The organism is Micromonospora echinofusca, from assembly GCF_900091445.1.
Lineage (GTDB): Bacteria > Actinomycetota > Actinomycetes > Mycobacteriales > Micromonosporaceae > Micromonospora > Micromonospora echinofusca.
Genome location: NZ_LT607733.1, coordinates 5,830,530 through 5,852,082 on the forward strand (window position 1 = coordinate 5,830,530; position 21,553 = coordinate 5,852,082).

Here is a 21,553-nt window from a genome sequence, read left to right on the forward strand (position 1 = left end):
CTCCGTCAGCCCGGCGAGCGACCTCCCGCGCCGACCAGGCCCACCGACGCCCGCGCGGCGCGGGCGGGCAGGACCACCCAGGCGAGGGCGACACTCCCCACAAAAACCACGAGAAGGTACGTACCGAGTGTAGCCATCCCGATGCCCGCAAAACCGACGATCGCCGCCAGGGCCAGCAACACCGAACGGCCCTCCCAGCCCAGCGTGACGCCGTGCAGCGGCGGGGCCGACTGCCGCTTCTCCAGCCGCGCGGTCAGGTCGTAGTGGTGCAGGGTCAGCACGAAGACGTACCCGAAGATCAGCCACGGCGGCACGCCGCCGACCACCCCGACCGCGATGGCGAACAGGTACTCGCCCGCCCGCAGCGCGGCCGGCACCAGCCAGTCCAGCGGCCCGTTGTGCGCCGCGCCGGCGCCGAGACCGGCGGCCAGCAGCACCAGCAGCGCGGCCGGCACCGCCCACCGCAGGCCCTCCACCCCCGCGCCGTCGCGGGTCAGCAGCGCCGCCACCAGCAGCGCCGCCGGGCCCAGCGCCGCGCCGACCGCCAGCGTCAGCGGGCCCACCGGGCGGAGCACCGGCAGGACCCGGGCCAGCGGCCCGTCGTCGCGGTGCAGGGTGGCGTCGACCGTGTCCAGCACCGGCACCCACATCCAGCGGGCCCGCAGCGTCCGCAGCGCCCCGGTGTACGCGAACGCCAGCACCCCCCAGGCCAGCACCGCGTACAGGCTGACCAGTGGGCCGAACAGCGCCACGGTGATCGCGATCAGCGCCCACCGCTCCCCGATCGGGAAGACCACCGTCCGCTTCAGCCAGTACGACACCGAGCCCGTGTCGGCCTGCACCCGGTTGGAGGCGGCGTTCAGCTTGTCGCCGATGCCACCGCCGGAGGTGCCGACCGCCTTCGGCCGGCGGGCCGCCTCGTCGTGCAGCACGCCGTACCAGGTGTCGGTCATGTGCCGGACGGTCTGGAGGGTGATCGCGGCGATCGCCAGCGCCCAGCCGTACCGGAAACCGGCCTGGGTGGCCCCGTAGCCGAGGCCGGCGTAGACCACGTACTCCTTGGCCCGGTCGGCCATGGTGTCCAGCCAGCCGCCCCAGGCGCTGAAGTGCCGGGTGTAGCGGGCGAGCTGGCCGTCCACGCAGTCGAGCACGAAGCCGAGGTAGAGCAGCACCGCACCCGCGACCAGCGCCAGCCGGCCGCCCGTGCCGAAGAGCACGGCGGCGGCCACCGCGAAGGCCACCGAGATCATCGTGACGGCGGTGGGGCCGAGCCCGAGCTTCGCCGACGCCTTCGTCACGTACGGCGACCAGGTGCTGACGAAGAACGTGGTGAAGAAGTCGTCGCGCTCCTTCACCGAGAGCTTCAGCTCCGCCCGGTCCTCGTCGACGGCGGCCACGGCCGCCTCCGCGGCGGCCAGCCCCGACGGGTCGGCCACCCGGTGCGCGACGAGCAGGCGTACGCGCTGGGCGAAGGTGAGCGTGCCGAGCCCGGTGAGGCCCGCGAAGAGCCGGTCCACGGCGGGCCCGGCCGGCGCGGCGGCCGACGGCGCGCCGGCGGGGACCACCCCGGCGGCGACCGCGCGCGCGGCGGCGGCGAGCGACGGCAGGTCGTCGACGCCGACCCGCAGCGCGCCGCCGAAGACGCCGGTGGCCTCGCCGTCCAACGCCTCCGGCGGCCCGGCACCGACCACCTGGCCGCGCTCCTCGCGCACGGCCGTACGGCCCTCGCCGGGCGGGTCGGTGAGCACCAGCGCCACCGTCGGCCCGACGGGGCTGGTGGCCAGGTGCCGCAGGACGGCGGTGTGCGCGACCAGGTCGGCGCCGGTCACGAGCACCGGTCCGGTGGCCGCGTCGGCCAGGGCGGCCAGCTCGTCCAGGTCGACGACGTGGCGCACCTTGTCCGCCCCCGCGCGCCGGAGCTGGTCGGCCAGCCGGTCGGCGAGGGGCTCGCCCGAGCGGGTCGGCAGGCTCGCGGCCGGGGCGTCGGCGGCGAGCACGATCGCGAGCGTCACCGCGGAACCGCGGCGTGGTACGCGTGCAGCGCCTCGGCGATCGTGCCGTCGACGCTCAGCCGGCCCCCGTCGAGGTACAACCCCCGACGGCAGAACCGGGTCAGGTCCTTTTCGTTGTGTGACACCAGCACCAGAGTGCGCCCCTCCCCGAGCAGACGGTCGATCGTCGCATAACACTTCTTGCGGAACTCCTCGTCCCCGACCGCGGTCACCTCGTCCATGAGCAGGATCGGGTGCGGCAGGTGCGAGATGATGGCGAAGCCGAGGCGGACCTTCATGCCGGACGAGTAGTGCCGCACCGACGTGTCGACGGCCCGCTCCACCTGCTCGCCGGCGAACGAGACGATGTCGTCGAAGTGCCGGCGCAGGTAGCCCGACGGCAGCCCGTGCAGGCCGCCGACCAGGTAGAGGTTCTCCCGCCCGGTCAGGTCGCTGGAGAACCCGGCGGAGAGCTCCAGCAGCGGCGCGACGTCCCCGCGCACCCGGATCCGGCCCTCGTCGGGGATGAGCACGCCGGCGACCAGCCGCAGCAGCGTGCTCTTGCCGGTGCCGTTGCGCCCGACCACCCCGACGGTCTCCCCGGCGCCCACCGAGAACGACACGTCCCGCAGCGGCCAGAACCGGCCGTCGTCGGCACCGCGCCGCCCCCGGTGGATGAACAGCTCCCGCAGCCGCAACTGCCGCCGCCGGTTGCGGACGAACCGGATGCCGAGCCGGTCCGCCTCGATGATCGCCTCGGCCATCCCTACAGTTCCTTGAGCACGGCGGGCTCGAGCCGACGGAACGACCACCAGCCGGCGACCAGCACCAGCAGGCTGACGCCGACGGCGGTGGCGAGCAGCCGGGCGTCCGGGAACTCGTCGGGGTACCAGACCGCGTGGTGCAGCTGGAAGATGCCGACCAGCGGGTTCAACTCGTACGCGGCCTTCAGCCAGCCCGGCAGGTCGGCGTCGCGTACGAGGCTCAGCGGATAGATGATCGGGGTGGCGTAGAAGAGCACCCGGACGACCAGCCGCATGAAGCGCTCGACGTCGCGCATCAGCACGTTGACCGCCGAGAGCAGCAGGGCCAGCCCGACCAGCAGGACGCCCTGCACCGCCACCGCCAGCGGCAGGGCCAGCAGCGACCAGCCCGGCTCGACCCGCCCGGACGCGGCGTACCCGACGGCGACGGCGACGAGGATCGGCAGGCCGGCGGCGTACTCGGCGAAGCGGCCGGCGACCCGGCCGATGGGGAAGACCTGCCGGGGCAGGTTCATCGTCGTGATCAGCCGGGCCTGACCGGTCAGCGCGTTGGTGGCCTCGCTCAGCGCCGAACTGGTCCACATCCAGGCGAAGATCCCGGTGAGCAGGAACAGCGGGTACGAGTCGGCCGCGTCGCCGAGGTGGCGGTTGGTGTCCCGCGAGTAGAGGACGCCGAAGACGAACCAGTAGATCGCCCCCAGGCCGAGGGGCTCGATCAGCGACCAGAGGTACCCGAGCACGGACTGCTGGTACTTCACGGCGAGGTCGCGCCTGACGAGGATGCGCAGCGAGGTGCGGTGCGACCACAACGCCGCGACGCCAGAGGTCACCGCCGCCTCCCGCCTCACCGGACGGACGACAGGCTAGCAGTCGATGAACGAACGCCCCCTCAGCACTCGATCACGTTGACGGCCAGTCCGCCGCGCGCCGTCTCCTTGTACTTGACCTTCATGTCCGCGCCGGTCTCGCGCATCGTCTTGATGACCTTGTCCAGCGACACGTGGTGCACCCCGTCACCACGCAACGCCAACCGGGCAGCCGTGATCGCCTTGATGCTAGCCACCGCGTTGCGCTCGATGCAGGGGATCTGCACCAGACCACCAACCGGATCACAGGTCAACCCGAGATTGTGTTCCATGCCGATCTCGGCGGCGTTCTCCACCTGCTCGGGGGTGCCGCCCAGCGCCTCGGCCAGCCCCGCGGCGGCCATCGAACAGGCCGAACCCACCTCGCCCTGACAACCCACCTCCGCACCCGAGATCGACGCGTTCTCCTTGAACAACACCCCGATCGCGCCCGCCGCCAACAGGAACCGCACCACCCCCTCCTCGCAGGCACCCGGCACGAAACGGGTGTAGTAGTGCAGCACCGCCGGAATGATCCCGGCAGCCCCGTTCGTCGGCGCCGTCACCACCCGACCGCCGGCCGCGTTCTCCTCATTCACCGCGAGGGCGAACAGCGTCACCCAGTCCATCGCCCGCAGCGGATCAGCCGCATCGGACTCCGTCTCCAGGCTGCGGCGCAGCTCGGCGGCGCGGCGGCGGACCTTCAGACCACCGGGCAGCACCCCGTCCCGGGAGCAGCCCCGCTCGACGCACTCCCGCATCACCCGCCAGATCCCCAACAGACCGGCACGCACCTCACCCTCACCACGCCAGGAGAGCTCGTTGGCGAGCATCACCTCACTGATCGACAGCCCCGTCGACGCGGTCACGCCGAGCAGCTGCGCACCGGTCAGGAACGGATACCGCACCCGCGTGCCGTCGGGCTTGATCCGATCCGCCCCCGCCGCCGCCTCGTCCACCACGAACCCACCACCCACCGAGTAGTACGTCCGCACCCGCAACTCCGCGCCCGCGTCGTCGTACGCGACGAACGCCATCCCGTTCGGGTGGTACGGCAACGACCGACGCCGGTGCAACACCAGATCCCGGTCCACATCGAAATCAACCTCGTGCGCGTCGAGCAGACTCAGCCGCCCCTCGACGCGCACCCGCCCCACCCGCGCCTCCACCGCGTCCGTGTCGACCGACTCCGGAACCTCACCGGCCAACCCCAGCAACACCGCCCGATCACTGCCGTGACCATGCCCCGTCGCGCCCAGCGACCCGAACAACTCCGCCCGCACCCGAGCCGTCCCAGCCAACAACCCATCGGCCTTCAACCCCGCGACGAACGTACGGGCCGCCCGCATCGGCCCCACCGTATGGGAGCTGGACGGCCCGATACCGACACTGAACAGATCGAACACACTGATCATGGCTGCGCTTCCTCGCCGTCGTACCTCGTGGGTCTCCGGCACGGTCGTGGCCGGCCCGGTCGGGGCGGCCGTCCGGCACCCGGGGTGGGGGTGCCCGACCGGCGAGCCTACCCGCCCAGGTCAGCGCCCGCCCGTCGTTCGCGACCGGCCGTCGGGAGCCGGCGGAACCGGGGGCGTCGCGGGGCCGGTTCCCGGGTAACCACCTACGGGTACGGGCGCCGCCGCTCCTCCTCGCGACCGAGGGCACGGTGGCCACCCCTTCCTACCGTTGAGGGCAGAGGCGGCGAACGCCGCAGAGTGGGAGTACGACGATGAGTCGCAAACTGGTCCGCCCCCGTCAGGGGCGCATGCTCGCCGGCGTCTGCGCCGGCCTGGCCCAGCGTTTCGGCAGGTCGGCCGGCTTCATCCGGCTGCTGTTCCTGCTGTCGCTGCTGCTGCCCGGCACCCAGGTGGTCGTCTACCTGGTGCTCTGGGTCCTGATGCCGAACGAGGACCGCCACGCCGCCACCCGCTACTGAGCCCACCCGCCCCGCCCGACCCGCAGGCAGCACGAGGCGCCCGTCCCGACGACCGGGGCGGGCGCCGTCGCGTCCGTGGCGGCCCGCGTCACGGGGCGGTGTAGGTGACCGTCACCTTCTCGTAGCCGAGGGAGCGGAGCAGCCCCTCCAGCATCTTGCGGGTGTTCTCCTCGGCCCGCTGGGTCAGGCCACTGTCGCGGGCAGCCGTGGTGATCCGCTCCTCGGCGAGCTGGTAGACCTGCTGCTGGCGGTTGGGGTCGCCCTTGACCAGCTCGCCGACCCGGTTGAGCAGCCCGCGCTCCTCGGCGAAGACGTAGCTCTTCTCCAGGTCGAGGTTGGTCTTGGCGAGCTGCGGCGCCGGCAGCCTGATCTCCACCGACTTGCCGTCGGCCGACTGGACCACCGCGCCCTCGGAGATCTTGGCGAAGTCCACGTACGCCTCGACGCTGCCCGCGCCGACGAAGAGGGTGCGCTGGCTGAGCAGCCAGTCGGGCACGTTGCGCCGGTCGTTCTGCAGGTCGACGACCACCTGGAAGTTGCCCTCGGCCGCGACGTAGCGGCTGAGATCCTGGATCGACTTGAGCAGCGGCGGTTGGCTGCGGTCGGTCTGCTCCTTGGCGAAGGGGTTGCGGAAGTCCGGCAGCAGGCCGGTGGCCTGCACGCCGAGCAGCACCACCACCGCCAGCGCCGCCGCGCCGAGCACCCAGAGCAGGCCCCGGGCGGGCCCGCCCCCGGGCGGTGGCGCACCCGGCTCCGGCTCGGTCGTGACAGCCGAGCGCTCCTTGAGCGCCTCGCCGGTCGGATAACCGGGGAACTCCCTCGTGGGCTCGTTGATGTCACCGTCGCGGGCCATGGCCCTCACCGTCCTCGTCAGACACGTCGTCTGAGGATGACGGTACGGCTCCTGTGCGACACCCGCTCGGCGAAGGACGCACCGCCGCGCCGATCCGACAGAACCGCAGGTCAGGACGGGTCGGACAGCCGGCGTCCCGCGCTCACTCGATCGGGCCGGAGAGGACGAGCACCCGGGCGTGGATCTGGTTGCGCTGCTGGAGCGCCGCGCGCAGGGCGCGGTGCAGTCCGTCCTCCAGGTAGAGCCCGCCGTTCCACTGCACCACGTGCGGGAAGAGGTCGCCGTAGAAGGTGGAGTCCTCGGCGAGGAGCTTGTCCAGCGCCAACTCGCGCTTGGTGGTGATCAACTGATCCAGGCGCAGCGGCCTCGGCGGGATCTCCGCCCACTGCTTGAGCGTCAGGTTGTGCTCCGGATAGGGACGCCCGTCCCGGACCGCTCTGAAGATCACGACGGCACGCTCCCCTCCCCCTGGCCGGGCCGACCCACGACACCGGGTCGGGTCGCGGCGCGGCGCCCACGACCCGCGGCACCGATGACCGTGCCAGCGTAGCCGCCTGCACCACGCCGCGTTCTGCTCCCTGACGTCAGTTTCACTACCCACCGTCCGGTTCGCCAGCGGACGGCACGTCCGACGGGTCATCCGCCGCCGGTCAGCTCCACCGTCCCCGCCGGACGACCTCGTCCACCGGTCGGCGCCCCCGGCGCAGCGACGGTGACCGGTGGTCGGACGCACGGTAACCCACCGTGACGGCACCGACGGGCTCGTACTCCGCCGGCACCCCGAACGCCTCCCGGTACGCGTCGAGGCGCTGGGCGGGGATGCCGAAGAAGCACGCCCCCAGCCCCTCGTCCACGGCGGTCAGCAGCATCAGCAGGGCGGCGAAGCCGGTGTCCACGTACCAGTAGGGCACCGGCCAGCGCTCCGTCGAGCGGTCCGCCCAGCCCTTGTCGGGTTCCGCGTACCGCTCCAGGTAGGCCGACCGGTTCGCGTGCGGGACGACGATCAGCGGCGCCCGCCGCATCCCCGCCAGCCACCGCTCCCGGCCGCCGCCGCCCGGGGTGGTCGCCGTCCAGAACCGCTCCCGGTCCTCCGGCGCCTCCAGCACCAGGAAACCCCAGCCCTGGGCGAAGCCGGCCGACGGCGCGCGGACCGCGTGGTCGAGCAGCCGCTCCACCACGTCGGGCGGGACGGGACGGTCCGGGTCGTAGTTGCGCACCATCCGGCGCCGCCGGACCACCTCGCTGAACTCCATGCGCTCCCCCGCTCAGACCCCGGGCCGTACGCCCCAGACACCCCGCCAGGTCGCGCCCGGCTTCAGGGTGATCACGTCCCGGCCGGAGCGGAACGCGTCCGGCGGGCAGGTCATCGGCTCCACCGCCACCGACCGACGCCGCCGCTCGCCGGGCAGGGCGTCGCCGGTGAACACCTGCCACCAGCCGAACTCCCGGTCCGCCCAGATCCGTACGCCCGCCGCGCCGTCCGGGGCGGCCAGGCTGACCACCGAACCGCCGTCCTCGTCGCGGACCACGTCGCCGAAGCAGAGGTCGAGTTGGGCGCCGCCGATGCGGCGGGGGCTGGTCCAGTCGTACTCGGTGCCCTCGACCGGGGTGACGCCGATCGGCAGCAGCCTGCCGTCCACGTGCAGCCGCTTCCGGGCGGGCAGCCGCATCGACAGGTCGTCCACCGCCACCCCGGGCACCCGCAGGTACGGGTGCACCGCGAAGCCGAACGGCGCCGGCTCGTCGCCGAGGTTCGTCGCCTCGTGCTCCGCGCGCAGGCCGTCCGGCCCGACGCTCCACCGGGTACGCAGCCGCAGCGGCCACGGGTAGCCCGGCTGCGGCGGCAGGTCGTAGCCGACGGTCACCGCGTCGGACGACTGCTCCACCAGCCGCCACGGCACCCAGTTGACCAGCCCGTGGATGGCCACGCCCCGGTTCGGCTCGCTGAGCGTGAGCTGCAACGACCGCTCGCCGAAGGTGTAGCGCCCGTCGCGGATCCGGTTCGGCCAGGGGGCCAGCACCTGCCCGGCACAGCCGGGGCAGAGCTCGTCGGCGTCGTACCCGTCGAGGTGGTCGGTGCCGTCGTGCCGGTATGTCCGGACCCCGCCGCCCACCTCAACGATGACGGCCTCGTGGCCGGCGGCCGAAATGCTCCACTGCGCGCCCGAGGGCGGACGCTGGTCGGGGGTGTCCATGCGGGGGACCCTAACGGTTCCCGCCCCGCCGTCGCTCGCCCCGACCGGGCCCGTCACCCCCGGTCGTCGCCGGAGCGGGCCGCCGCCCGGTAGCGCAGCAGCACCGGGAACGCCACCGCGAGCAGCACCGCGAGCGCCGCCGAGATCAACCCGCCGCTGACCCAGGCGACGCCGCCGCCGAAGCCCGCCGCCACCGCGCCGGCCCGCAGGTCGCCCAGGCGCGGACCGCCGGCGATGACCACCGTGTTGACGCCCATGAGCCGCCCGCGCATCCGGTCCGGCGCGTAGACCAGCAGCAGCGACTGCCGCAGCACCGCGCTGACCAGGTCGGCCGCCCCGGCCACCGCGAGCAGCAGCACCATCAGCCAGAGCTGGCCGGCCAGCCCGGCCGCCGCCACGGCCAGCCCCCAGCCGACCACCGCCACCACCAGCACCAGCCCCTGCCGGCGCAACCGACCGATCCAGCCGGAGGTCAGCCCGCCGAGCATCGCGCCCGCCGCGATCGCGCTGTAGAGCCAGCCGACCGCCGCGCCGCCACCGAACCGGGACTCGGCGATCTCGGGGAAGAGCGCCCGGGGCATCGCCAGCACCATGGCGATCAGGTCGATCACGAAGGAGAGCAGCAGCACCGGCGTGGTCGCCAGGTAGCGCAGCCCGTCGACGATGCTGGCCAGCCCGGCCCGGCGTGGGGAGCCCGGGGCGGCCCGGCCCGCGTCCGGGTCCGGCTCCGGCGGCATGGCCGGCAGCCGCACGGTCGCCCAGACGGCCACGGTGTAGAGCGCCGCGTCGGCCGCGTACGCGATGGGCAGGCCCAGGTCCGTGCCCCACCAGGCGAAGATCAGGCCGGCGACCAGCGGGCCGAACACCGAGGCGGCCGTGTGGGTGGTGAAGTTCAGCGTGCTCGCCGCCGGCACCAACTCCGCCGGCACCAGCCGGGGCAGGATCGCGTTGCGGGTGGGCGAGCTGACCGCGAAGGCGACCGACTGCACCGCCACCAGGGCGAGCAGCAGCAGCGGGCTGCCGACGCCGAGCACCGCCTGCACCACCAGGCCGAACGTGGCGACCCAGAGCACCGCCGCGGTCGCCAGCAGCACCTTGCGCCGGTCGTGCGCGTCGGCCAGCGCACCGCCCCAGAGCCCGAAGACCAGCAGCGGCAGGAACGCCGCGATCCCGATCAGGCCGACCCAGAGCGAACTGCCGGTCAGCGCGTACATCTCCACCGGCACGGCGACCGCGGTGAGCTGGATGCCGAACATCGCGATGCCGTTGCCCAGCCACATCCGCCGGTAGGCCGGCACGGCCAGCGGGCTCAGGTCGATCGCGAAGCGGCGCAGCCCGCCCGGCCGGGGGGCCTTGAGCTGGGTCACGGGGCCAGCCGTTCCACGACCCACTCCCCGGCCCCGGTACGCCGGAACCGCAGCCGGTCGTGCAGCCGGCTGACCCGGCCCTGCCAGAACTCCACCGCGTCCGGCCGCACCCGCAGGCCGCCCCAGTACGGCGGGGCGGGGATCGGCTCGACCTCGGCGAAACGCTCGGCCGCCGCCCGGTACGCCTCGTCCAGCACGGCCCGCCCGGGGATCACCCGCGACTGGGCGCTGGCCCAGGCGCCGAGCTGGGAGCCGCGCGGCCGGCTGGCGAAGTACGCCTCCGTCTCCGCCCGGTCGACCCGCTCGACCCGGCCGGTGACCGTCACCTGCCGGTGCATCGGGAACCAGGGAAAGACCAGGCTGACGTACGGGTTGGCGGCCGCCTCGGCGCCCTTGCGGGACTCGTGGTTGGTGTAGAAGACGAAGCCCTCCGGGTCGTACCCCTTCAACAGCACGGTCCGGGCGCTCGGGCGGCCCGCGGCGTCGGCGGTGCCGACCACCATCGCGTTCGGTTCGGGCAGCCCGGCGGCGACCGCGTCGGCGAACCAGCGGGCGAACTGACCGTGCCAGTCGGCGGCCAGATCCGCCTCGGAAAGGCCCAGCTCCGCGGCGTACTCGTTACGCATGCCCGCCGGCCGGGCTGTGTCCCCCGTCACGTTCCCCCTCCTCCTCGTCGGCCCCGCCCACCCTCTGCGGCGCAGGCCAGCCCGCACCGCACAGTGTCACCGACGCGCTCCGGGCCACCCGGACCGGGGATGTCGTGTGCGGCACAGTCGCCGTGGGTCGCGAATCCGGTTACCCAGCAGGCAAGATGTCACGAACACATCCCTGAGGGTCGCCTAAGGTGCTCGACCGGCTGGGCCGGGACCGGAGCCCCGGGCGGGCGCGCCGAGCAGATCCAGGAGAGCGACATGGCCGATTTCAAACCCGGACTGGAGGGCGTCGTAGCCTTCGAGACCGAGATCGCCGAACCCGACCGCGAGGGCGGCGCGCTGCGCTATCGCGGGGTCGACATCGAGGATCTGATCGGCCAGGTCTCCTTCGGCAACGTGTGGGCGCTGCTGGTCGACGGGCGCTTCGGCCCGGGCCTGCCGCCGGCGGAGCCGTTCCCGGTGCCGGTGCACTCCGGCGACATCCGGGTGGACGTGCAGTCCGCCGTCGCGATGCTGGCCCCGTACTGGGGTCTCAACCAGCTGCTCGACATCTCCGACGAACAGGCCCGCGAGGACCTCGCCCGGGTGTCGGTCACCGCGCTCTCCTTCGTCGCCCAGTCGGCGCGCGGCCTCGGCCTGCCGGCCGTGCCGCAGAAGGAGATCGACAAGGCGTCCACCATCGTCGAGCGCTTCATGAAGCGCTGGCGCGGCGAGCCCGACCCCCGGCACGTCAAGGCCGTCGACGCCTACTTCATCTCGGCCGCCGAGCACGGCCTGAACGCCTCCACCTTCACCGCCCGGATCGTCGCCTCCACCGGCGCCGACGCCGCGGCCTGCATCTCCTCCGGCATCGGCGCCCTCTCCGGCCCGCTGCACGGCGGCGCCCCGTCGCGGGTGCTCAGCATGCTGGAGGCGGTCGAGCGCAGCGGCGACGCCGAGGGCTACGTCAAGGGCGTCCTCGACCGGGGCGAGCGGCTGATGGGCTTCGGCCACCGCGTCTACCGGGCCGAGGACCCGCGGGCCCGGGTGCTGCGCCGCACCGCCAAGGAGCTGGGCGCGCCGCGCTTCGAGATCGCCGAGGCGTTGGAGAAGGCCGCCCTGGCCGAGCTCCAGGCCCGCCGCCCGGACCGGGTGCTCGCCACCAACGTCGAGTTCTGGTCCGCCGTGGTGCTGGACTTCGCCGAGGTGCCGGCGCACATGTTCACCTCCATGTTCACCTGCGCCCGGATGGGCGGCTGGAGCGCGCACATCCTGGAGCAGAAGAAGCTCCAGCGGCTGGTCCGCCCGTCGGCCCGCTACGTCGGCCCGGGCACCCGCAAGCCCAGCGACGTCGAGGGCTGGGACGCCATCCCGCACGGCGTCTGAGCGTCACGCCGAGGGCCCCTTCCCGTCGCCCCGTCGACGGGAGGGGCCCTCCGTCGTACGCGGGCCCAGCCGGCGCGCGGGCTGTGGTGCACGCCTCAACGCCGCTGGTGGGACCAGGGGTCGGTGCGGCCCGAGCGGGTGGGAGGATGAAGGCCGGCAGTGTCGCCGGACCGGGCCCGGGTCCCGGCCACGTCGTGCGCCTGAGCACGCGTCCGCCGTTCGATCCGCGCCCGCCTGAACACCGGGCCCGCCCTCGCCCCTGCGGAAGGATCTCGACAACCGTGGCTGACGCACCGACCATCCGGATTCCCGACGACCTCAAGCCCGCCGACGGGAGGTTCGGCTGCGGGCCCTCCAAGGTCCGTCCGGCGGCGGTCTCCGCCCTCGCCGACGTGGCGACCAGCTACCTGGGCACCTCGCACCGGCAGAAGACCGTGCGTGACGAGGTGGCCCGGCTGCGCCGTGGCATCGCCGACTTCTTCTCCCTCCCCGAGGGCTACGAGGTGGTGCTGGGCAACGGCGGCACCACGGCGTTCTGGGAGGTCGCGACGTTCGGCCTGGTCCGCGACCGGGCCCAGTTCGCCAGCTTCGGCGAGTTCGGCGCGAAGTTCGCCAAGTCCGTCAAGGACGCCCCGTTCCTCGGCGAGCCCACCGTCCGCAAGTCGGAGGCCGGCAGCGCGCCGACCCTGACCGCCGAGGCCGGGGTGGACGTCTACGCCACCCCGCACAACGAGACCTCGACGGGTGTGGCCGTGCCGATCAGCCGGGTCGCCGGCGCCGACCCCGGCTCGCTGCTGCTGGTCGACGCCACCTCGGGCGCCGGCGGGCTCGACGTCAACGTCGGCGAGACCGACGTCTACTACTTCGCCCCGCAGAAGTGCTTCGGCTCCGACGGCGGCCTGTGGCTGGCCCTGATGTCCCCCGCCGCGCTGGAGCGGGCCGGCGAGATCAAGGCGTCCGGCCGCTACATCCCGGCCTTCCTCGACCTGGTCACGGCGATCGACAACTCGCGGCTGGAGCAGACCTACAACACCCCGGCGCTGGCCACCATCTTCCTGGCCGCCGAGCAGACCGACTGGATGAACTCCCAGGGCGGGCTGGCCTGGGCGGCCAAGCGCACGGCCGAGAGCGCCGCGATCGTGTACGGCTGGGCTGAGCGCTCCGAGGTGGCGACGCCGTTCGTCACCGACCCGGCGCTGCGCTCCAACGTGGTCGCCACCATCGACTTCGCCGACTCCGTCGACGCGACCGCGATCGCGAAGGCGCTGCGCGCCAACGGCATCGTGGACACCGAGCCGTACCGGAAGCTGGGCCGCAACCAGCTCCGCGTCGCGCTCTTCCCGGCCGTCGAGCCGGCCGACGTCGAGGCCCTGACCGCGTCGATCGACTACGTGGTCGAGCGGCTCTGAATCGTCGTCACGGTCGGTGGCCGCCGGGCGCGTCGGCGGCCACCGACCGTGATCATCGTCGCAGCTCAGTCGCGACATGCGGGTGTCGCATCCCCCACCTGCGGGCAGATGCGCGTACGGTGGTGCGAGGACGCCCGGGTGGCCGGCTCGTGGCGTGACGGCCAGCGAAGCGGGACGGAGGCAACGCCATGCGCCCAGTACGCTTCGTCGCCCTCTCCGAGGACGGCCAGGCCCTGGTGCTCGCCGACGAGGTCGGGCGACTGCTCGCCCTGCCCATCGACGAGCGGATCGCCGGCGCGTTGCACGCCGAGCCCGGCGCCCCGCCGCTCGCGGTGGCCCCGGCGGCGACCGCCGATCCGGTGCCCTCACTCTCCCCACGGGACATCCAGGCCAAGATCCGCTCCGGCGAGTCCGCCGAGGACGTCGCCCGCATCGCCGGCGTGCCCGTCGACCGGGTGCTGCGCTACGCCGGCCCGGTGCTCCAGGAGCGGGCCATGCTCGCCCAGCACGCCCGCCGCACCCGGCTCAAGGGCGCGGAGAAGCCCACCCCGCTCGCCGAGGTGGTCAACGGCCGGCTGGCCCAGCACGGGATCGACACCGAGAAGATCTCCTGGGACGCGTGGCGCCGCGACGACGGCACCTGGCGGATCGTGGCGACCTGGCCCTCGGGCAAGGCGACCGCGCAGGCGATCTGGGATCTCGACAAGACCCGGCAGGCGGTCACCCCGCACGACGACATGGCGCAATACCTGTGCGCCGAGCGGCCCACGCCGATCCTCGGCCAGGAGCCGGCGCCGGAGCGGGGCGGCCACGCGCTGCCCGGCCCGTCGCGCGGCGAGCCGACCCGGGGCGGGCACGGCCTGCCGGCGGCGGCCGAGCACAGCCGTCCCGGCCGCGACCCGATCCGGGCCGGGCGGGACGCCCTGCTCGCCTCGCTCGACCGTCCGCTCGGCTCGACCTCGGGCCGCGGGCTCGAACCCCGCAGCCCGGCCGCCCTGGCGGGGCAGGACGCGCCGCGCCAGCGGCCGGTAGGCGGCGGGGCGGCGGCGCTGCTCGGCGGCGGCCAGGGTTCCGCGTTCGACGACGACTCCGACGCGCCCAAGGAGGTGCCGGCCGTGCCGTCGCTGGCGGTGCTCCGGCCCCGGCGCACGGGCGCGCCCTCGGCAGCGGCGGCCGGCGAGTCGACCGACGCCGGCGGCAAGCCGCGCAAGCGCCTGCCGAGCTGGGACGACGTGCTCTTCGGCAGCGGCCCGGCGGCCCGCGAGTCCTCGTGACCGCCTGACTCCGGCGACGGATCCCCGTCGCCGGAGTCGACGCGAGGCACTCGAAGTGCCGCCGTGGGAGGGTGGCCTCATGGAGTACACGAACCTTGGCCGTACGGGCCTGTCCGTCAGCCGCCTCTGCCTCGGCACGATGAACTTCGGGCCGCAGACCACCGAGCCGGACAGCTTCGCGATCATGGACCGGGCCCTCGAGCACGGGATCAACTTCTTCGACACCGCCAACGTCTACGGCTGGCAGACCGGCGAGGGGATCACCGAGCAGATCATCGGACGCTGGTTCGCCCAGGGCGGCGGCCGGCGGGAGAAGGTCGTGCTGGCCACCAAGGTCTACGGAAAGATGGGCGAGTGGCCCAACGAGCAGGGCCTCTCCGCGCGGCACATCGTCCGGGCCTGCGAGGACTCGCTGCGCCGGCTCCAGACCGACACCATCGACCTCTACCAGATGCACCACGTCTCCCGCAGCACGCCGTGGGAGGAGATCTGGCAGGCCATGGAGACCCTGGTCGCCCAGGGCAAGGTGCTCTACGTCGGATCGTCCAACTTCGCCGGCTGGCACATCGCCGTGGCGCAGGAGGCGGCGGGGAAGCGTCACTTCCTCGGCCTCGTCTCCGAGCAGTGCATCTACAACCTGATGACCCGGCACGTCGAGCTGGAGGTGGTGCCCGCCGCGCAGCACCACGGGCTGGGTGTCATCCCGTGGTCGCCGCTGCACGGCGGGCTGCTCGCCGGGGTGCTGCGCAAGATGGCCGAGGGCGGGGCCGCACGCGGCGCCAGCGGCCGCTCCGCCGACGCGCTCGCCGAGCACCGGCCCACCATCGAGGCGTACGAGAAACTCTGCGGCGACCTCGGTCACGACCCGGCGGACGTGGCCCTCGGCTGGCTGCTGTCGCGGCCCGGGGTGACCGCTCCGATCATCGGGCCGCGCACCACCGGGCAGCTCGACCGTTCCCTGGGCGCCCTGACCGTCGACCTCGACGAGGGCACCCTCTCCCGCCTGGACGAGCTCTTCCCGCCCGTCGGCAACGGCGGCCCCGGCCCGGAGGCCTGGGCCTGGTGACCCGGGAGCGTCAGAGGGGCCAGGCGGCCAGCCGGTCGTAGGTGGGGCGGGGGCCGGGGTGGCTGCGCACGAGCACCATCTCGCCGGCCGGCCACTCCGGGCCCTCGTAGTCGTCGAGCGTGGCCACGTCGGCGGCCACGTCGGCCGGGGACACCCGGTCGCCGGGGCGGGCGATCGTCAGGTGCGGGCGGAAGGGCTTCTCGTCGTACGGCAGGCGGCCGTGCCGCAGCCGGGAGCGGATCAGCCGGGCCAGCACCTGCACCGGCTCCACCTCGCCCCGGAGGTCGACCCAGAGGACGGTGAACCGGCCCCGCCCGAACCGCCCGCCGCCGGCCAGTCGGAGCCGGGGCGCGGCCTGGCGGCCGTCGCGGGCCCACTCGGCGGCCAGCCCGAGCGCGCTCTCCACGGCGACCAGCCGGTCCGCCTCGACGTCGCCGAGGAAGGCGAGGGTGACGTGCGCGTTGCCGGGGTCGGCGAGCCGGACGTTGGTCCCGGCGGCGGCCGCCGCGCCGACGCGCAGCCGGGCGACCTGCGCGCCGAGGTGCGTGACCGCCCCGGGTGGCGGGTAGAGCGCGACGAAGAGCCTCACGCGCCACCCTCAGCGGTGCCGCTGCCGGTGGCCGGCCCGGGCGGCGGGCAGGGTCAGCCCGGCGGCGTGCAGCAGGCCCTCCACCCGGACCCGTTCCAGCTCCAGGTCGACGCCCTCCAGCTCGGTCAGGTGCTCGGTGAGCCCGAGGGCCCGGCAGGCCAGCCGGAGGCGGTCGTCGTACGCCCGCAGGATCGTGCCGTGCCAGACGGGCTGGCGGCCGTCGGAGGCGGCCCCCTGCCCGCGCAGACGACGCAGGTCGGCGGCGAGTTCCTCCAGCGGGCGGCGGTCGGGCCGGTCGAAGTCGGTGAGGTCGATGTCGCGGGTCAGCGCGTCGGCCTCGACGGCCCGGTCCAGCCGGGCGATGGTGCGCCGTTCCCGGCGGCGCTCCCGCCACTCCGCGTACGCGCAGGCGACCCGGTCGATGATCTCGTCCGCGCAGAAGGCCAGGGCGATCAGCACCGGCAGGCTGGCCGCGGCGACGAAGATCAGGATCAGCAGCAGCGCGCGCCCGGGCTCCACGTATCGACGCTAAGCCTCTTTCCTCCTTACCGCCACCGCTTTCGTGCCATCCACGCCATCCGCAGGATGGGACGGATCGTCCCACTCCGGGGCGGGGACGCTCAGCAGTCGGCGGAGGTGACGTAGAAGCGCGGCATCGGCAGGACGCGGAAGCGCAGCCGGGCGCCGGAGCGGCGCAGCTGCCAGGTGAGCGCGATCAGGATGGTGGCCAGCGAGATCAGCCCGCCGATCCAGATGCTGGCGCCGGCGCCGTAGGTCTCGGCGACCCAGCCGATGAGCGGCGCCCCGACCGGGTTGGTGCCGAGGAAGACCAGCACCCAGAGGGCCATCACCCGGCCGCGGAAGGCGGCGTCCGTGCCGAGCTGCACCCGCTGGTTGGCCGCCTGGGCGAAGAACACCATGAAGAAACCGGTCGGCAGCAGCAGGGTCACCACCATCCAGTACGCCGGGGCGAGCCCCACCAGCGTGCCGAAGACGGCGCAGCCGACCCCCGCGCCGAGCACCAGCCAGACCGACGGACGACTGCGCCGCCCGGTGCCGGCGAGCGCGCCGACCAGCGCGCCGACCGCCAGGGCGGTGCTGAACAGCCCGAACGAGGCGGCACCGGTCTGGAACACGGTCTTGGCCAGCGCGGCGAGGGTGAGCTGGAAGTTGAACAGCGACATGCCGATCACCGACATCACCGCCATGGGCAGCAGCAGGTCGGGCCGGCGCCAGACGTAGCGCAGGCCGTCGACCACCTTGGCCGACGCCCGCTCGTCGCGCGGCGGCAGCGCCTCCCGGTACAGCTCGGCGGGGCGCATCCGGATCACGGTGACCAGCGGGGCGATCGAGCTGAGCGCGGTGAACATGAAGACCGGCCCGACGTCGAAGGCGGCGATGGCCAGGCCGGCGACGGCCGGCCCGACGATCCGGGCGGAGTTGAACACCGCCGCGTTCAGCGAGAGCGCGTTCGGCAGCAGCGACGTGCCGACCAGTTCGGAGACGAACGCCTGCCGGACCGGGGTCTCCACGGCGTTGGCGACGCCGAGCAGGGCCGCGAACGCGAAGACGTGCCAGAGCTGCACGAGGCCGGTGATCACCAGCAGGCTCATGGCGAGCGCCAGCACGGTCCAGAACGCGTTCGCGACGAAGAGCAGCATCCGCTTGTCGTAGCGGTCGGCCAGCCGCCCGGAGAGCAGGGTGAGCAGCAGCACCGGGGTGAACTGGAGCGCGGTGACCACGCCGAGGGCGGTGGCGGAGTTGTCGGAGAGCTCGAGGACCAGCCAGTCCTGGGCGATGAACATCATCCAGACGCCGATCAGCTTGATCAGCTGCCCGGATGCGAAGAGCCGGTAGTTGCGGACCTGTAGGGACTGGAACATCGTGCTCAGCTTCGCCTGCACTCTTGGTGCGCCTCCTCGCGGTCGTACGCGTCATCGACGTCGGACGGCGCGGTGGCACGAGGCGCGGGTCAGGCGCGGGCGACCTGCTGAAGGATCTCGGCGGCCTGCCGCAGGGTGTCCCGTTCGGCTTCGGTCAGCTCGGCCAGCCGGCGGGCCAGCCACTCGTCACGGACCCGCTCGAACTGGTCGAGCACGGCCCGTCCCCCCTCGGTCGCCGCCAGGATGACCTGCCGGCCGTCGGTCGGGTGGGGGGTGCGCTGCACGAGGCCGCGCTCCTCCAACTTCGCAACGATCTTGGTCATCGTGGGCGGCTGCACCCGTTCCACGTCGGCCAGTTCCCGAGGCGTCAGCGCACCCGCCAGCCGGAGGCTGGTGAGCGCGGAGAGCTGGGTGACCGTGAGGTCGCCGACCGGCCGGGCCTGGCGGACCCGTCGGTTGAGCCGGGTGATCGCGTCACGCAGCTGGGGTGCCAGCTGCGCCGGTGGCACGCGTTTCGCCGTCACCGTCCGCTCCGTCACGATAGTTAGCCTAGCTAATTAGCCAGGCGAATGAGATGCGATATGACCATGCTCACGAGAAGTTTGCCCTGCTCCGGGCCGGGTACCTGAATCGGCCGACCGGCCCGGAGCGTGGCGTGTCGAGGATCAGAGCACCAGGGACTCGATCGGCCCGCGCAGGAAGTAGAGCACGAAGAGGGCGGCCACCCCGTACAGCAGCGGGTGGATCTCCCGTGCCTTGCCCCGGGCGAGCTTCACCACCACGTACGAGATCAGGCCGGCCCCGATGCCGTTCGAGATCGAGTACGTGAAGGGCATCAGCACGATCGTCAGGAACGCCGGGATCGCGATCTCGTAGTCCGACCAGTCGATCGTCCGGACCGCGGTCATCATCAGGAAGCCGACCACCACCAGCGCCGTGGACGCCGCCTCGAACGGCACCACCACGACCAGCGGCGCCAGGAACATCGCCAGCAGGAACAGCCCGCCGGTGACCAGGTTGGCGACGCCCGTACGGGCGCCCTCCGCCACACCGGCCGCGCTCTCGATGTACGACGTGTTGCTGGACGTGCTCGCCGCACCGCCGGCCGCCGCCGCGATCGAGTCGACCAGCAGGATCTCCTTCGCCCGCGGCGGGGTGCCCCGCTCGTCGAGCATGTTCCCCTCCTGGCCGACCGCGACCATCGTGCCCATGGTGTCGAAGAAGTCCGTGATCAGCAGGGTGAACACGAACATCAGCACGACGACCCAGCCGGCGCGGCCCCACGAGTCGAACACGTTGAAGTTGCCGAGCAGCGACAGGTCCGGCACGTCCACCCAGGTCTTCGGCAGCTCCGGGACGTTCAGCGCCCAGCCCTTCGGGTTGGGCTTGCCGTCGACGAAGGACGGCCCGATGTTCGCCACCGCCTCGACGATGATCGCCAGCACGGTGGAGCCGAGGATGCCGATCAGGATCGCGCCCCTGACGCGGCGCACCAGCAGCACGATGGTCAGCAGCAGACCCACCACGAAGACCAGCAGCGGCCAGCTGGCGAGCTTGCCGCCGATGCCCAGGCTCACCGGGACGGTGCTGTTCTGCACGTCCGGCACCCGGCGCACGAAACCGGCGTCGACCAGGCCGATGATGGTCAGGAAGAGGCCGATGCCGACGCCGATCGCCGTCTTCATCTGCGTCGGCACCGAGCGGAACACCGCCGTACGCAGGCCGGTCAGCACCAGCACCGCGATGATCACACCCTCGATCACCACGAGGCCCATCGCGTCCGCCCAGGTCATCTCCGGGGCGATCTCGTACGCGACCAGCGCGTTGACGCCGAGGCCCGCGGCGAGCGCCAGCGGGAACCGGCCGACCACGCCCATCAGGATGGTCATCAGGCCGGCGACCAGGGCGGTTGCCGCGGCGAGGGCGGCGATGGAGAGCTTCTTGCCGTCGCCGTCGACGGCACCACCGATGATGAGCGGGTTGAGCACCACGATGTACGCCATCGTGAAGAAGGTCGCCAGGCCACCGCGTACCTCGCGGCTCATCGTCGAGCCACGGGCGGAGATCTCGAAGTACCGGTCGAAACCGTTACGCGGGTGCGCTGGATCGGGTGGTGTGCCGTTCTCGGGCGGCGCTACTGACATCAGGTCCTCGCAGGTGATCTTCCGTTGTCGCGCGCATCGTCGCAGATCACCGGCCAGCAGGAAAAGTTGATCGCGTACGCTTGCCGCGTGCCGAAGGAGCAGCCACCGCGGCCCGAGCCGCTCGACCCGCCGATGGTGCCGTTCGCCCTCGCGGGGATGGCCGCCTGGGCGCTCGCCGGGCTGGTGCTGCTGGTCTTCTTCCGCGACTGGCTGACCGCGCACGATCACCAGGATTGGCTGTGGACCTGCCTGGCCGGTTTTCTGTGGGGTTTCCCCGGTCTCGCCGTGATGATGCGGCACGACGCCAACCGGCGCCGCCGCCGCGCAGGCCGCTGACCTGCGACGACACCGATCCGTCGGGCCGGCCCGCGCCCGGTCGCGTCAGGGGTGCCCGTACGGCTCCGCCGGCTCGGCCGCCTCGACGGAGCCCGGTGCCCGGCTGACCGCCACGGGCTCGACCGCGCTGTCGTCGTAGACCGTCGGCATCTCCTCGACCGGGGTCTCGGCGGCCTCGATCAGCGTCTCCGAGTGGGCCCCACAGCCGTGGTCGGCGCTGACCACCCGACCGTCGTCGGGGGCGTAGAAGTTGCCGCACGCCCCGAAGGCCTGCCGCAGGGCGCCGGCGAGCGGCAGGTAGAAGCCGCAGGTGCCGCAGCGGGCGGCGGCGGGGGCGGCTGCCGAGATCGCGGCGGACGGGCCGTGGTCGCCGTCGTACCAGCGCTGGGCGGCCTCGCTGCGCCCCTCGCGGGAGAGCACCCGGGTCCGGCCGAGACCGAGCTCCCACGCGGTCTCCTCGACCGCCGGGTCGTCGGAGAGCAGGTAGCCGGGCTGGAGCCGGTCGTCGTCGGCCGGGGTGGGCAGCAGGTCGCCGGGGCCGAGGTCGCCCGGCTTGAGCCGCTCCTGCCACGGCAGCCAGCCGGGGGCGAGCATCGCGTCCGTGCCGGGCAGCAGCACGGTCTCGCAGACCGTGACGTTGCGGCTGCGCGGCACGCGGGTGACGGTGACCGCCCAGCGCCAGCCCCGGTAGCCGGCGAGCCGGCACTCGAAGTAGTGCGTGACGAGCCGGTCGCCCTCCGCGACAGCCTGCAGGTGGTCGCCGACGTCCGAGGCGTCGACCTCGGTGATGGCGTCACGCGCCACCTCGACGGCGGCGGCACAGACCTGGTCGAGACGAGCGGCACGGGCGGAGGCGGGCCTGGTCACCAGACCATTGTTCCCCATG

22 protein-coding genes are annotated in these 21,553 nt (G+C 73.3%); 6 read left to right on the plus strand and 16 right to left on the minus strand.

Annotated elements, in window-relative coordinates; all coding sequences use genetic code 11:
* Positions 1-5: 5 nt before the first annotated feature.
* From GA0070610_RS25000 to GA0070610_RS25015, 4 genes are read right to left on the minus strand one after another with little or no spacing between them, the layout of a single operon-like run.
* On the minus strand, positions 6-2,012 hold the full coding sequence (locus tag GA0070610_RS25000) for a DUF5941 domain-containing protein (RefSeq protein WP_089002306.1): 2,007 nt from the start codon (positions 2,010-2,012) through the stop codon (positions 6-8).
* Positions 2,009-2,755: an ABC transporter ATP-binding protein gene (locus GA0070610_RS25005; protein WP_089002307.1), complete on the minus strand. Its 747-nt coding sequence runs from the start codon at positions 2,753-2,755 to the stop codon at positions 2,009-2,011. Before GA0070610_RS25005 ends, GA0070610_RS25000 begins: the two co-directional genes overlap by 4 nt.
* Positions 2,756-2,757: 2 nt before the next feature.
* Positions 2,758-3,585, minus strand: a complete 828-nt coding sequence (locus GA0070610_RS25010; RefSeq protein WP_089003723.1) for an ABC transporter permease — start codon at positions 3,583-3,585, stop codon at positions 2,758-2,760.
* Between the two features lie 59 nt (positions 3,586-3,644).
* Entirely contained in the window at positions 3,645-5,015 is a 1,371-nt protein-coding gene (locus GA0070610_RS25015) for an L-serine ammonia-lyase (protein WP_089000476.1), read from the minus strand.
* Between the two features lie 311 nt (positions 5,016-5,326).
* Here GA0070610_RS25015 and GA0070610_RS25020 point away from each other — a divergent pair, with 311 nt between their 5' ends.
* Positions 5,327-5,533, plus strand: coding sequence for a PspC domain-containing protein (locus GA0070610_RS25020; RefSeq protein WP_089002308.1), 207 nt, complete (start codon positions 5,327-5,329; stop codon positions 5,531-5,533).
* A gap of 88 nt (positions 5,534-5,621) precedes the next feature.
* On the opposite strand, the gene GA0070610_RS25025 is transcribed toward GA0070610_RS25020, so the two are convergent.
* The 6 genes from GA0070610_RS25025 to pdxH form a co-directional block, all read right to left on the minus strand.
* Positions 5,622-6,386, minus strand: a complete 765-nt coding sequence (locus tag GA0070610_RS25025) for a DUF4230 domain-containing protein (protein ID WP_089002309.1) — start codon at positions 6,384-6,386, stop codon at positions 5,622-5,624.
* 142 nt (positions 6,387-6,528) lie between these two features.
* Positions 6,529-6,834 carry a type II toxin-antitoxin system VapB family antitoxin gene (locus tag GA0070610_RS25030; protein WP_089002310.1) on the minus strand — a complete coding sequence of 102 codons (306 nt, stop codon included), beginning with the start codon at positions 6,832-6,834 and terminating at the stop codon, positions 6,529-6,531.
* A gap of 202 nt (positions 6,835-7,036) precedes the next feature.
* Positions 7,037-7,639, minus strand: coding sequence for a nitroreductase family protein (locus GA0070610_RS25035; RefSeq protein WP_089002311.1), 603 nt, complete (start codon positions 7,637-7,639; stop codon positions 7,037-7,039).
* Between the two features lie 12 nt (positions 7,640-7,651).
* Positions 7,652-8,581 carry an aldose 1-epimerase family protein gene (locus GA0070610_RS25040; RefSeq protein ID WP_089002312.1) on the minus strand — a complete coding sequence of 310 codons (930 nt, stop codon included), beginning with the start codon at positions 8,579-8,581 and terminating at the stop codon, positions 7,652-7,654.
* A gap of 53 nt (positions 8,582-8,634) precedes the next feature.
* Entirely contained in the window at positions 8,635-9,948 is a 1,314-nt protein-coding gene (locus tag GA0070610_RS25045; RefSeq protein WP_089002313.1) for an MFS transporter, read from the minus strand.
* On the minus strand, positions 9,945-10,574 hold the full coding sequence (gene pdxH, locus GA0070610_RS25050) for a pyridoxamine 5'-phosphate oxidase (RefSeq protein ID WP_089002314.1): 630 nt from the start codon (positions 10,572-10,574) through the stop codon (positions 9,945-9,947). Before pdxH ends, GA0070610_RS25045 begins: the two co-directional genes overlap by 4 nt.
* A gap of 285 nt (positions 10,575-10,859) precedes the next feature.
* On the opposite strand from pdxH, the gene GA0070610_RS25055 reads away from it, so the two are divergent.
* From GA0070610_RS25055 to GA0070610_RS25070, 4 genes are all read left to right on the plus strand, one after another.
* On the plus strand, positions 10,860-11,966 hold the full coding sequence (locus tag GA0070610_RS25055) for a citrate synthase 2 (RefSeq protein WP_089002315.1): 1,107 nt from the start codon (positions 10,860-10,862) through the stop codon (positions 11,964-11,966).
* A gap of 281 nt (positions 11,967-12,247) precedes the next feature.
* Positions 12,248-13,375, plus strand: coding sequence for a phosphoserine transaminase (gene serC, locus GA0070610_RS25060; RefSeq protein WP_089002316.1), 1,128 nt, complete (start codon positions 12,248-12,250; stop codon positions 13,373-13,375).
* Between the two features lie 188 nt (positions 13,376-13,563).
* Complete coding sequence (sepH, locus tag GA0070610_RS25065) at positions 13,564-14,649, plus strand: septation protein SepH (protein ID WP_089002317.1); 1,086 nt, start codon at positions 13,564-13,566, stop codon at positions 14,647-14,649.
* Positions 14,650-14,728: 79 nt separating this feature from the next.
* Entirely contained in the window at positions 14,729-15,715 is a 987-nt protein-coding gene (locus GA0070610_RS25070) for an aldo/keto reductase (protein WP_089003724.1), read from the plus strand.
* Positions 15,716-15,725: 10 nt separating this feature from the next.
* Here GA0070610_RS25070 and thpR read toward each other — a convergent pair whose 3' ends face one another.
* From thpR to GA0070610_RS25095, 5 genes are all read right to left on the minus strand, one after another.
* Positions 15,726-16,304 (minus strand): RNA 2',3'-cyclic phosphodiesterase, encoded by a 579-nt coding sequence (thpR, locus tag GA0070610_RS25075; protein WP_089002318.1) that lies wholly within the window; start codon positions 16,302-16,304, stop codon positions 15,726-15,728.
* Positions 16,305-16,313: 9 nt separating this feature from the next.
* The gene (locus GA0070610_RS25080; RefSeq protein ID WP_089002319.1) at positions 16,314-16,823 is read right to left on the minus strand and encodes a hypothetical protein; all 510 of its coding nucleotides are present in this window, start codon (positions 16,821-16,823) and stop codon (positions 16,314-16,316) included.
* A 101-nt stretch (positions 16,824-16,924) separates the two neighbouring features.
* Positions 16,925-18,208, minus strand: a complete 1,284-nt coding sequence (locus GA0070610_RS25085; protein ID WP_089002320.1) for an MFS transporter — start codon at positions 18,206-18,208, stop codon at positions 16,925-16,927.
* Positions 18,209-18,276: 68 nt separating this feature from the next.
* Entirely contained in the window at positions 18,277-18,726 is a 450-nt protein-coding gene (locus tag GA0070610_RS25090; protein WP_172896591.1) for a MarR family winged helix-turn-helix transcriptional regulator, read from the minus strand.
* A gap of 126 nt (positions 18,727-18,852) precedes the next feature.
* Positions 18,853-20,331, minus strand: coding sequence for an NCS2 family permease (locus GA0070610_RS25095; protein ID WP_089002322.1), 1,479 nt, complete (start codon positions 20,329-20,331; stop codon positions 18,853-18,855).
* A gap of 87 nt (positions 20,332-20,418) precedes the next feature.
* On the opposite strand from GA0070610_RS25095, the gene GA0070610_RS25100 reads away from it, so the two are divergent.
* Positions 20,419-20,667: a DUF2530 domain-containing protein gene (locus GA0070610_RS25100; RefSeq protein ID WP_089002323.1), complete on the plus strand. Its 249-nt coding sequence runs from the start codon at positions 20,419-20,421 to the stop codon at positions 20,665-20,667.
* Between the two features lie 45 nt (positions 20,668-20,712).
* Here the strand turns inward: GA0070610_RS25100 and GA0070610_RS25105 are convergent, their stop codons facing one another.
* The gene (locus tag GA0070610_RS25105) at positions 20,713-21,552 is read right to left on the minus strand and encodes a DUF3027 domain-containing protein (protein WP_089002324.1); all 840 of its coding nucleotides are present in this window, start codon (positions 21,550-21,552) and stop codon (positions 20,713-20,715) included.
* Position 21,553 lies beyond the last annotated feature (1 nt).

Coding starts and splice junctions, on each gene's coding strand:
- GA0070610_RS25005 (WP_089002307.1), bottom strand. CDS start 2,755: ATGGCCGAGGCGATCATCGAGGCGGACCGGCTCGGCATCCGGTTCGTC.
- GA0070610_RS25015 (WP_089000476.1), bottom strand. CDS start 5,015: ATGATCAGTGTGTTCGATCTGTTCAGTGTCGGTATCGGGCCGTCCAGC.
- GA0070610_RS25020 (WP_089002308.1), top strand. CDS start 5,327: ATGAGTCGCAAACTGGTCCGCCCCCGTCAGGGGCGCATGCTCGCCGGC.
- GA0070610_RS25025 (WP_089002309.1), bottom strand. CDS start 6,386: ATGGCCCGCGACGGTGACATCAACGAGCCCACGAGGGAGTTCCCCGGT.
- GA0070610_RS25035 (WP_089002311.1), bottom strand. CDS start 7,639: ATGGAGTTCAGCGAGGTGGTCCGGCGGCGCCGGATGGTGCGCAACTAC.
- GA0070610_RS25040 (WP_089002312.1), bottom strand. CDS start 8,581: ATGGACACCCCCGACCAGCGTCCGCCCTCGGGCGCGCAGTGGAGCATT.
- pdxH (WP_089002314.1), bottom strand. CDS start 10,574: ATGCGTAACGAGTACGCCGCGGAGCTGGGCCTTTCCGAGGCGGATCTG.
- GA0070610_RS25055 (WP_089002315.1), top strand. CDS start 10,860: ATGGCCGATTTCAAACCCGGACTGGAGGGCGTCGTAGCCTTCGAGACC.
- sepH (WP_089002317.1), top strand. CDS start 13,564: ATGCGCCCAGTACGCTTCGTCGCCCTCTCCGAGGACGGCCAGGCCCTG.
- GA0070610_RS25070 (WP_089003724.1), top strand. CDS start 14,729: ATGGAGTACACGAACCTTGGCCGTACGGGCCTGTCCGTCAGCCGCCTC.
- GA0070610_RS25095 (WP_089002322.1), bottom strand. CDS start 20,331: ATGTCAGTAGCGCCGCCCGAGAACGGCACACCACCCGATCCAGCGCAC.
- GA0070610_RS25105 (WP_089002324.1), bottom strand. CDS start 21,552: ATGGGGAACAATGGTCTGGTGACCAGGCCCGCCTCCGCCCGTGCCGCT.